Source organism: Chroogloeocystis siderophila 5.2 s.c.1, from assembly GCF_001904655.1.
Lineage (GTDB): Bacteria > Cyanobacteriota > Cyanobacteriia > Cyanobacteriales > Chroococcidiopsidaceae > Chroogloeocystis > Chroogloeocystis siderophila.
Map to the genome: position 1 here is coordinate 23,370 of NZ_MRCC01000007.1, position 11,704 is coordinate 35,073.

Consider the following 11,704-nt stretch of genomic DNA (forward strand, 5'->3'; position numbering starts at 1 on the left):
GATTGAAGCTAGCGGTGGGGGAAACAACCCATTCAAAGTCTCCTACGTGTGGGGGATGCAACTTACACCTTAATTTAGCAATTAGCTATATGAACGAACTCGAAGATATTGAAATTCAGCTATTGCTAGAAGGCATATTTCGCTATTACGGTTTTGATTTTCGCCGTTACGCCCCTGTTGCTATCAAGCGCCGCATTCAGAATATTTTATATTTAGAGAAGTTAGCTAATGTCTCAGCACTACAAGAAAAAGTTTTGCACGATCGCACTTTTGTTGAGCGATTTCTTGGCTACATGACAGTCAATGTTACTGCAATGTTTCGAGATCCCAGGTTTTATCTCACCTTCCGAAACAAAGTCATACCTTTGCTCAAAACTTATCCGTTTATCCGCATTTGGTGCGCGGGGTGTTCAACAGGTGAGGAAGTATATTCGTTAGCAATTTTATTGTATGAAGAAGAAATATATCATCGTTGTCGCATCTACGCAACAGATATTAATGAGACGGTATTAAGAACTGCCAAAGCCGGAATTTTTCCTTTGCGACTAATGCAAGAATATACTCAATACTATTTACAAGCAGGAGGTAAACAATCATTTTCCGAGTATTATACCGCAGCTTATGATCGTGCGATTTTTCGCGCATTTCTCAAAGAAAATATCGTTTTTTCGCAACACAATCTTGTCTGCGATCGCTCGTTCAATGAATTTAATGCAATTTTGTGCCGCAATGTCCTTATTTACTTTAATCAATCGCTACAGCAGCAAGTCCACAAGCTTTTTTATGAAAGTTTGTGCTTGTTAGGCATTTTAGGGTTGGGAAACCAAGAATCGCTGTCTTTGAGCCAGCAAGAAAGATACTATAAACAATTAGCAGGACGCGAGCGACTTTATCAGAAAATCAATTAGTAGCGATTCAGGTCATCATTTGCTAAAAAAAAGATCATTGTCAAGTGAGAATTTCGTAACTTCAGGGTGTACCGCGATACCTCTTTCCAAATTGTCTATCTTAAGGTGAAGCAATGCCGTCAGAACCGAAAGTCAATATTCTTATGGTAGATGACCATCCAGAGAATCTCTTGGCGCTGGAGGCGATTTTAGAGGGCTTGGGGCAAAACCTCGTGAAAGCGCATTCGGGGATGGAAGCACTGCGTTGCTTATTAAATCAAGATTTTGCCGTTATTTTGCTCGATGTGCAAATGCCTGATATGGACGGGTTTGAAACCGCTGCACTCATTCGTCAACGGGCGCGATCGCACTCGACACCAATTATTTTTCTGACAGCTTTTAGCACGAGCGATACGCTACAAATCCGAGGTTATTCGCTAGGGGCAGTCGATTATTTATTTAAACCAATTCAACCAGAAATCTTAACCTCCAAAGTTTCAGTTTTTGTTGAACTGTATCAAAAAACTGCGCAAATTGAAAGACAAGCAGCTGAACTCAAAAAAAGTGAAGAACGCTTTCGGCGCTTAAGTGCAAATTCGCCTGTAGGAATTTTTTTAATTGATACTTCAGGACAATGCACGTACATGAACTCGCGGTGTCAAGTAATTTGTGGGTGTACTATCGAGCAAATTACCGAAAATTGGTGGCAAATTATTCATCTTGAAGAACGCGATCGCATTTTTAATGAATGGTCGGCGTGTTTTCGTAGCGGACAAGAATACTCAAACGAGTTTCGCATCCAAGCACAAGATACGCTGCGTTGGGTACATTTGCGATCATCGCCGATGCTATGTGACAAAGGCGAAGTCATAGGTTATGTCGGGACTTTAGAAGACATTAGCGATCGCAAGCAAGCAGAAGCAGAACGCAGTAAACTCATTTACGAGCAAGCCGCACGCGCCGAAGCTGAAGCTGCGAACCGGATGAAGGATGAGTTTCTCGCAGTTCTATCCCACGAACTGCGTACCCCTCTAAACTCGATTCTCGGCTGGGCGAGGCTTTTACGTACGCGCAAGTTTGACGAAAAAACGATTGCTAAAGCCCTCGAAACAATCGAACGCAACGCTAAATCGCAAGCTCAACTCATCGAGGACATCCTCGATATTTCACGGATTATTCAAGGTAAACTGCGGTTACACCTTTGTCCAGTCAACTTGATACCCATCATCGAAGCTGCAATCAACGCAGTACGCCCAGCGGCTGAGGCGAAAGCGATTCAACTCGAAACGTATTTTGACGCAAACGCCAATCTTGTCTGTGCCGATCCTGAACGTTTACAACAAGTCATTTGGAATTTACTTACAAATGCAATAAAGTTTACTCCTGAAGGCGGTATCGTAGCAGTACGTCTAGAAACGATTGATGCAGCGTATACGCAAATTCACGTGCAAGATACTGGTATTGGTATTAGTCCCGAATTTCTTCCGTATGTATTCGACACTTTTCGCCAAGGCGACAGCACTACAACGCGTAGCCACGGCGGATTAGGTTTAGGATTGGGTATTGTCCGCCACTTAGTGGAGCTACATCATGGTACAGTTGCAGTTGATAGTGCAGGTGAAGGGCAAGGAACAACTTTTACGGTAACGCTACCTGTGTTAGAAAAAGTCCCAGGTGCAGCATTAGAATCTTTACCCTCGCTTTCCTAAAAAAAAGCTAGCCGTGTTGCGACTAGCTATAGTTATGCATAGAGACACATCAAGTTAGTACGCGCCTTTTTTCCCCACAATCACCATGACAGTTTGCAACAAGATTTGCATATCTAACCATAGTGACCAGTTTTCCATATAAGTGACATCGAGGCGGATCACTTGCTCAAAATCTGTAATATCTGACCTACCAGAAACTTGCCACAATCCTGAAATTCCTGGTAAAACTTCTTGACGAATGAAATGATGTTCGGAAAACTTCTCGACATCTCTAACTGGTAACGGACGCGGACCTACCAAACTCATCTCGCCAAACATCACATTAAATAGTTGCGGTAACTCGTCCAAGCTGTAACGGCGGAGAAACTTACCAACGCCTGTAATTCGCGGATCGTCTTTAATCTTGAAGAGAATTCCGTCTTTATTTTCGTTTCTGGCTTCGAGTTCTTTTTGCAGCTTATCTGCATTGACTACCATTGTTCGGAACTTCCACACCTTAAATGGTTTACCGTGCAAACCAATTCGAGTTTGCTTGTAGAAGATAGGGCCTGGAGAGTCTATTTTAATCAGTAACGCGATTAAAAGATACAGTGGTGACGCTAGTAACACAAAGCTTGTCGCACAGATAAAATCAAAGCAACGCTTCATCAAAAAGTCACTACCAGTAATCAACGGGGGAGACAGCTTGAGTGCTGGTAATCCACCCACCATCTTGAGTTCTAAGTTTCTTTGAATTCCTTCTAAATCAACATCGATTGGCAAAATATGCAGCGTAATTCCGGCATTCCGTAGTTTCCAGTAAAGAAACATCCGGCTTTTAATCGATGCCCACGAGCAAACAAAGACTTCGGATACGCCCAAACTGCATATCTGCTCAATTGTAGCGTCAAGGTGATCTTTATCTGCTACTAACGCACTGACATCAGCCCAGCCTAAAACTTTGTAGCAGTTTTCGCGCGCAATCAGTCGATTTGCTTTCTCTCGATCTTCTGGGCGCGAAATGATAAAGGTACGATAACAAACCGCACCTTGCTTGCGTACGTATTCTACAGTGCTATCAAATGCAAAACGGGCAATAAACGTTAGCGATATGCTAAACACCCACGACAAAACGAAAGTAGATCGCGAAACAAAGCCATTCGGCTGATAGAAAAATGCTGCGAGTAACAAGAGTAAGTGAGCGATCGTTAACGCTTTGACAAGATTGAAGTAGTCGCGCCGCTCTTGCCTTGTATCATACAGTTTTTTAGCTGCAATTAACCCGATTTCAGTTGCGAGGATTGGCACAATTGAGAACGGATTATAAGCTGTGTTCCAGGGAGAATCGAGTGGGGTGCCAAGCTTTTCTGCCAAGTGCCATGCTGTGTATAACATTGTGGCATCAAGCGACATCAATGATGTAACACGCAGCCATCTAACACCTGTGCCTCTGCGTAGTCTCGTGAATACGGGGGCGCGGAGATCTAACTTGTTGATTGATAAGGAAGTCGTAGACGTCATTAGCTGCACCTCCACCCTAGAACCTAGGAAAATCTTTTGTTGTCACCATTACACAAGAACTTCATTTAATTTACGGCTTCCCTAGTAATAATTCGGAATATTCATCACTACAAGGTACACTTTTTTACACATCTATTCAATTCGTCTTGAGAAGGTTGTGCAATAAAAAAACACTTATGTGTGAGGGTTTACCGAGACATGGACTTAAGTATGGAAAATAAGTTCCTCGCTTTGTTAACTTTTGTGTGGGAGTAAGATCACTAAACTTTACGTTTACATACAGTTAGTGACTCTATTTGGCAGAATCTCAGACATTTAGTTAAGTTTAGTAAACATACTAGCTTGATTTTATACTTATCGCTACATTTACGACTCTCGTTTTTGTTATTGATTAACGCTGCAATAATAAGAGAAACATGACTTTAATTACCAGGAATGAGGAAAAACAGTGTGTATTGCAAGTCACACTTCACAGAAACTTTAACAAATAGCAGCGTCAAGGAGGATAATTTCAGACCTTCTTCACATACTCTTTACATACAAGCGTCAGCAAACTGTAAATTGCTTAGCTATCGGTTCGCGTTTCTACTCAATTATTCATAAGCTTTCTTGAGTACAACTATATCAAAAGAACTTCAAGAAGAATTTTTTTGCACCTTCCTTAAGAGAGAGCGGTTAAATTGTATTCAACTTATTAAGCTAGCAATTCCCTTCTCTAATATCCCAGATCTTCTGCTGTTGGTTCTGTAGCAAATTTGCTAGTTTTTGCGTGTAATTGATGACGCGCACTCTTCAAAAGTAAGCGTTGTTCGGCGCGGGCGATCGCCTGATATGTTACTTCTACCGCATCAGCTTCGACTGAAATTGCCGTAATCCCCCACTCTACCAAGGAATCGATTAATTCGGGATACAAAACAGGTGCCTGACCGCAGATCGTACAGGGAATGCGTGCTTGTTTCGCTTGTTGAATAATTTGGGCGATCGCGCGCATGACAACCGGATGGCGGGCGTCAAAAGTTGCTAAATTCTCAAAATCGCGGTTAACTCCTAGCAGTAACTGCGTTAAATCGTTTGTCCCAATTGAAACGCCTTGGACTCCAGCCGCAACATATTCTGGAAGCAAAAATAACACCGATGGCACTTCTGCCATAATCCACAATTGAAACTGCGGAGATTGAGTTAATCCGACTTGTTCAACTCGCTGCCGGCAGAAGACAAATTCTTCTACAGTCCGCATAAACGGTAGAAGTAAGTGAATATTATCGTAACCCGCTTGCCGTACCCCTGCTAAAGCGGTGATCTCTAAATCAAATAGTGTTGGGTCTTGCAAATAGCTGACAATGCTATGATCGCCGGAGCCTGTGGTGATCGCTGGATTTGAAAGTAGTTGAAACTCAGGCGATCGCCAATCGAGCGAGCGATAAATTACTGGTTTTGGTGCAAAGGCGCGGGCGAACTGCGTAATGTGTTCTTGCCAAAGTTCGAGTAATTCTGGCTGACGCTGTGGCAACCATCCGAGTATCGATTGACCTTCTAGCATATTTAATACCATAAGCTCAGACCGCAACAAGCCCAAGCCATCTACTGGTAGATTTTGCACTTTATCCAATAGATGCAGCTGACTTAGGTTGAGTAAAATTTGAGTAGCAATTGGCACAGTACGATTTGTTACAGATTTATCGAATTGTCTGTGGGGCTTATTTGATACGAGACGATCGCCTGTTTTGCGGTTGGTTGCTGGTAGCAAAGTCATGGGATGTGATCGCGTTTGATGACTTCTCAGACGGTGAATTTTACCTTGATTTCCATCGAGCTCGATTAAATCATTTGTTTGCAGAATTTGTGTCGCCTTCGCTACGCTGACGACTGCGGGAATTCCCAATTCTCTTGCTAAGATTGCGCTGTGCGAAGTCAACCCCCCGTGTTCGGTGATAAAGCCCGCAGCGTGTTGTAGTAACGGTAGCCAATCAGGTGTGATCGCTGTTGTGACAACAATAACTCCTGGTGGTAAGTGCGGCGTCTGTTGAGGATCACTAACAACATATGCAGGTGCAATCGAACGTCCTGGCGCAGCAGCTAACCCTTGCAGCAATAATGCTGGAGACGGCGCAAGCGGTTGAGGGCGGGTTTCTAAGCCAACTGGAGAATCGCGGTATTGAGTAATCACTAAATGTGGCTCAATGCCTGCGGTTTCTAACGCCCACTCGCACGTGATCGCGGAATGCGTTTCTTGAATGAATTTTTGTCCTAGATGAATTAATTGCTGTAAATTGTGTTGCAAGACATATTGTTGCTGTTGTGCAGCATTGAGTAAATAAACTTGCAAGTCATTTTGGTTGCTCAAAGATGTATGGTGGGTGAATCCTGCTGGTACGGGTAAATTAGTAACACCATACGCAATTGTTTTGTACCCTAGTGTTTGCGATCGCACTGTTCCCGTTGGATCTACCAAGTAAAAATCGGGGATAACTTCGCCGCGGGCGATCGCAAGCCCTAATCCATAACTTGCTTGAATTTCTAATCTGTCGGGTTGACAGTGCAGTATACCAGAGGCGATCGCATTGTGTAATGGCTGCACAAGAAGAGCAACATCAAGTTGCTGTAGATCAATACCAACCCGCCGCCAATAGAATAAATTTCTCGCACTAAATAACTGACTCCAAGTTCGCAGCAAGGCTTGGGCGATCGCTGCGGGATGATTATTACTGACTGGCGATTCCAAAGCATTTTGTAAGTTTTGCGGTATTCCCTCTGGTAAAACAAGATCCGGATGCAAAATGAGTGTTGTCCAACTCTGCGCGGCTGTTGCGATCTTGTGACTCAAATCAACGACTAAAGATTCTTGCGCGATCGCTTGACGTAACTTTTGTGCGACTTGTTGTAGTTGCTGCCAATCATCGATATTGAGTTGAACATAAGCATCCAGCACACCATCAGTTGAACTCAAAAACTGCGCTAAAAACGTTCGCCATGCCAGCGATGATACGACAAAACCTGATTTGACCGGAAAACCGCGCTGTCGCCATTGGCTTAGTTGTAATGCGCGATCACCTACTAAAGTGCGCTGTGAAGGTTGAATTTGCTCCAGCCAGTGTATTTCTTCCACATGTTTAACGTATGATTCGCTTTGGCGATCGCGTTCGATGGCGCGATATGAGATCTTCGGTGACGACATTCTGGAACCTATTCCACAGTGGAAGTTTCACAATAAAAGTCGCTCCGTGTCCAAATCCAACGCTCTTAGCATCAACAGTGCCACCGTGCAATTCTACCAGCTGACGCACAATCGCAAGTCCCAGCCCTAAACCGCTACTTGAGCGCGTCGTTGCGCTTTCGGCTTGGCGAAAGCGATCAAAAACATACGGTAGAAACTCAGGGCTAATTCCAATTCCTGTATCGCTGACTTGAATTTCCACATAGCGATCAATGCAGTTCAGTTTAACTTCAACTTCACCGCCTTCAGGAGTAAATTTCACTGCATTTGACAACAGATTCCAAACAATTTGTTGCAAGCGATCACTGTCACCCCAAACCAACCCAATTTCCTCAGAAGTCGTAGTTTTGATCTGAATTTTTTTGGCTGCTGCCGTTGGTTGTACAGTATTAATCGCAGCTTCAATAACACCTAATATATCAATAGAACGCATCTGTAAATGTAACTGACCGCGCATCAAGCGCGAAGTATCTAAGAGATCCTCAATAAGTTGCGTTTGAATTTTCGCATTGCGTTCAATCACTTCTAGGGCTTTTGCCTTTTTTGCTTCATCTAATTGACGACTCCGCAATAATTGCACCCAACCGAGCATGGCATTTAAAGGCGTCCGTAGTTCGTGTGATACTATAGCTAAAAAGTCATCTTTAAGGCGATTGGCTTCGGCGAGTTCTTTGGCTTGACGGCGTAAAGCAACTTCTAACTCTTTGCGATCCGTAAGGTCAAGCACAAAAGCAATACAAGTATCTTGACTGCCTTCAATAATTGCACCACCGAGTAAAACCGGAATGCGCTGACCATCTTTGCGGATATATTCTTTTTCAAAAAGACGACAAGCGCCAGATGTCCTAATTTCTTGACTTGCTAGTTGATCTAAATGCTGATGTTCAGCTGGTGTCAAATGATCCCAACGCAATCCTGCTTTGAGGTCATTCTGTTCATATCCCACCATGCGTAAAAACGCATCATTGGCTTCAAGAATTTTACCATCTAAATCAGCTGTAATAATGCCGATGATATCGGCTTCAATCAAGCAGCGAAAACGCGATTCACTCGTCCGCAGTGCGGCTTGCGATTTGTACATTTGGGCGACTGCGCTTTGGGCTACCGTTTTGGCGCGGGCTTGCGATCGCGTGAGTCCAAACAACACCAAACTGATCGCCACTCCTCCGAAGAAGATGTATGGTGCTAAGCCTGCTTCGGAGGCACTAGCAAACTCAGGACGTGTTGTAAAAACTAAACTCCAGGTACGTCCTGCAATATTGATTTGTGTTGTTGTTGTTAAGCTGGGTTGATAGTTCTCGTTCTCCTGATGCGAACGATGCAGCAAGTTTTCCGGAGTAATTTCAGTGCCATCGTATACTGTAAAATCTACATAGGAATATTGTTTTTCGCTAACAATATCATTGAGTAAGTCATCTGCCCGAAAAGGGCTATAAATAAATCCTAATAAGGCAGCTTGTCTTTTCTGCACTGTTTTTGTGCTCAAATTGTTTCTGTAAACAGGAAAGTAGATTAAAAAGCCCGCTTGTTTGTGACTATCAATTTCTTGTATGAGTGTGACTTTTCCAGATGCAGCGGCACTACCTGTGTCCCGCGCCCGTTCCATTGCTGCACGGCGAACTTTTTCTGTAAACATATCGAACCCGATTGCGGCTTGGTTTCTGCGGTCTAACGGTTCGAGGTAGATAATTGAATGGTACTCGCTACGCTCGTATTCTGGACGAATCGTTAGTTGTATTCCTTGTTGACGCAGTTCGGTGATGAGAGCATCTTTTTGCGCGGATGTCACTTTCACACTAAACCCGATACCTTGAATTCCTGGATAGCGATCGCGCAGTTCCAATTGTTCTACATAAGCTTGAAAATCAGCGCGAGTCACAGAATCACTCGCTGCAAATAAGCCGCTTCCACTACGTAACAGCGAAATATACGTATCTAAACGATTTTGGATATCATCTTTAGTACGCTCAACTGCATTGTTAAAGCGCAATTGGTCTTTGGTTCTAGCGGTGAGTGAGACATAGTAAGTTGCTATTCCAGTTAGTAGTAAAGTCACTACTAATACAAAATAAGGAATCCAAGGGCGACGTAGTTGATGTAGTTTTGAGGATAAGTGCGGTTCCATGAAGAGTTTGACTCGCGCAAAAGCCTATTTAAGTGGAATTACTTATAAATAAGTTACCAACGGCTTTATGAACTTTTTATAGTATCTATAGTATTCCTTTTGAGGAGATTACTTCATTTGTGCGATATTTAAGCCATAACAAAATACTCAAAAAATCAGGATTTACAAACTAACACATAAATTTTGCGATCGCGTACCTCTAGAGTTGAAACCTCACCTATTGGCATAGTTCTTTGGTTGTATAGAGTTAATTTACCATCAGGTATAAGTTAAATTTGTGATAGTTGGAGTTAAAAAAACTTTGACAAATACCTACTATGTTTCTCCTAGTGACCTAGGAAGTGTCGTCTTTAGGCTCTGTATTGCGCTAATTGTCGGAGCAATCATTGGCTTAGAACGCCAACTACGAAAAAAACCGGCTGGCTTACGAACTCATATGCTTGTCAGCTTTGGTTCGGCCCTCTTTGTACTGATTCCACTGCAAATGGGTATTCATTCAGACACTCCTGACGCACTCAGCCGCGTGATTCAAGGTATTGCCGCAGGTATTGGGTTTCTTGGTGCAGGCGAGATTCTCCGCGCAACGCGCGATCGCGATGGCGAACTTGGAGATATTCGCGGGTTAACTTCTGCTGCGGCGATTTGGGTTTCGGCGGCTTTAGGAGTTGTCGCCGGATGTGGACTATGGCAGCTAGCTCTAATTAGCGCGGTACTCGCTTTACTTGTTCTCAATGTATTTAAGCAAATTGAACGCCGAATTTGATTGAGACACCTGACAACTAAAGTTGCGGCTTCAGATACGAAGTTCACCGCTATGAAGTTTTGAATTTTGAATTGAATTAAGTCTTAAACTCAATACTCTTTACGAGTAATACCATTAAATTCTCCTTACTCCCCTGCTTCCTCTGCTTCCCATTTGTAGTAATCAGGACTTTTACGCAACAGCTACCCCGAACAATCGCGGCTTCATGAGCAGCCGCTTTTTGGAGGGGGTTTGGGGGGAAGCCCCCAAGTCTTGGTTCCTAAGATTGCGTAAGTCATAGTAATTTTAACGTGAAACGGTATAACTCCTCTGCTTCCCTCCACCAAAAGCTCCTGAAGCCTCTGCTTCCTCACCTTAGTCGTGCGTTATCTGTCCTGATTCAACGTGGAGAATTTGAGAGGCTTTGAGCCATTGAGCATCAAACGAGCCTAAGTGCGTAGTTGTAATCAACGTTTGAAAGCGGTCTTGAATGGCATCGAGTAATTGATTTTGGCGGTGAAGGTCGAGTTCGGCTAAGACATCATCGAGTAATAATAGCGGTGATTCGCCAACGACTTCTTCAATCAGTTTGAGTTCCGCAAGCTTGAGCGCGAGAACCAAAGTTCGTTGCTGTCCTTGGGAACCATAGGCGCGCGCGGGTGTTTGATTAATCGTCAACTCAATTTCATCGCGATGCGGACCTACTAAAGTTGTACCTTGGTGCTGTTCGGCGATCGCTCTAGTACCAATTTTTTCCACAAAAGCTTGTTGTAATCCTTCAGGATTTTCATCCCAAACGACATTAGGGGTATATTTCACCTGTAGCACTTCGGTACTGCCACTAATACTTTCATGCCAATTAGCCGCGACTGGAGCCAAAAGCGCGATCGCGCGCGATCGCCTTCTAATGACTCGGATACCAGCGCTGACCAATTGCTCGTTCCAAACTGCTAATTCTTCTAAACCTTGATTACCGACTTCTGCACCTTGAATTTTTTTCAACAAAGCATTTCGCTGGCGTAACACTTGGTTATACTGTTGCAAAATATGCGCGTAGACAGGTTCTAGCTGAATTAACAAAGTATCTAACCAATTACGGCGCTGATCGGGTCCACCACGAACTAAATCGAGATCGAGACTAGAAAACTGGACTGCATTCAGCGTACCCAAAAAGTCCATTTGTCGCCGCATATTTTCACTGTTGAGCGCAACCGTCCGCCTGCCATTGCGCCGTAGCGTTAACGACAAGTCAGTAATACCAGTTTGGCGTTCTAATGTCGCGCTAATTCTGCCGATCAATTCTCCATCGCGAATCAAATCGCGATCGCGCGGACTACGATGCGATCGTAATGTTGCTAGCAGTTCCACCGCCTCTAACAAATTTGACTTACCTTGCGCGTTATTACCTACCAAAATCGTTTTTGGTGCTAAAAAATCAACCCACTGCTCTTGATAGTTACGAAACTGCTGTAGATGTAAAGTTTTTAGGTACATAGTCATTCAGGAAGCAGGGGGCAAGGGGGCTTC

The 11,704-nt window shown here is 43.7% G+C and carries 7 protein-coding genes; 3 read left to right on the plus strand and 4 right to left on the minus strand.

The genetic code is table 11. The annotated features are described in order from the left end of the window. Positions 1-89: 89 nt before the first annotated feature. Together NIES1031_RS09595 and NIES1031_RS09600 are read left to right on the plus strand one after the other, a co-directional pair. A complete protein-coding gene (locus NIES1031_RS09595) occupies positions 90-908 on the plus strand; it encodes a CheR family methyltransferase (RefSeq protein ID WP_073549197.1) in 819 nt (272 codons plus the stop codon). 113 nt (positions 909-1,021) lie between these two features. Beyond that, complete coding sequence (locus tag NIES1031_RS09600; protein WP_073549198.1) at positions 1,022-2,596, plus strand: ATP-binding protein; 1,575 nt, start codon at positions 1,022-1,024, stop codon at positions 2,594-2,596. Positions 2,597-2,650: 54 nt separating this feature from the next. Here NIES1031_RS09600 and NIES1031_RS09605 read toward each other — a convergent pair whose 3' ends face one another. The 3 genes from NIES1031_RS09605 to NIES1031_RS09615 form a co-directional block, all read right to left on the minus strand. Then, positions 2,651-4,096 carry a sugar transferase gene (locus NIES1031_RS09605; RefSeq protein WP_073549199.1) on the minus strand — a complete coding sequence of 482 codons (1,446 nt, stop codon included), beginning with the start codon at positions 4,094-4,096 and terminating at the stop codon, positions 2,651-2,653. 715 nt (positions 4,097-4,811) lie between these two features. Next, positions 4,812-7,271, minus strand: a complete 2,460-nt coding sequence (locus NIES1031_RS09610; RefSeq protein ID WP_084544299.1) for a putative PEP-binding protein — start codon at positions 7,269-7,271, stop codon at positions 4,812-4,814. Continuing rightward, a complete protein-coding gene (locus NIES1031_RS09615; RefSeq protein WP_073549201.1) occupies positions 7,207-9,435 on the minus strand; it encodes a CHASE domain-containing sensor histidine kinase in 2,229 nt (742 codons plus the stop codon). Before NIES1031_RS09615 ends, NIES1031_RS09610 begins: the two co-directional genes overlap by 65 nt. A gap of 301 nt (positions 9,436-9,736) precedes the next feature. Between NIES1031_RS09615 and NIES1031_RS09620 the strand changes: the two genes are divergently transcribed. Then, positions 9,737-10,198 carry an MgtC/SapB family protein gene (locus tag NIES1031_RS09620; RefSeq protein ID WP_178378096.1) on the plus strand — a complete coding sequence of 154 codons (462 nt, stop codon included), beginning with the start codon at positions 9,737-9,739 and terminating at the stop codon, positions 10,196-10,198. A gap of 354 nt (positions 10,199-10,552) precedes the next feature. On the opposite strand, the gene recF is transcribed toward NIES1031_RS09620, so the two are convergent. Then, entirely contained in the window at positions 10,553-11,671 is a 1,119-nt protein-coding gene (recF, locus tag NIES1031_RS09625) for a DNA replication/repair protein RecF (protein ID WP_073549202.1), read from the minus strand. Positions 11,672-11,704: the final 33 nt, after the last annotated feature.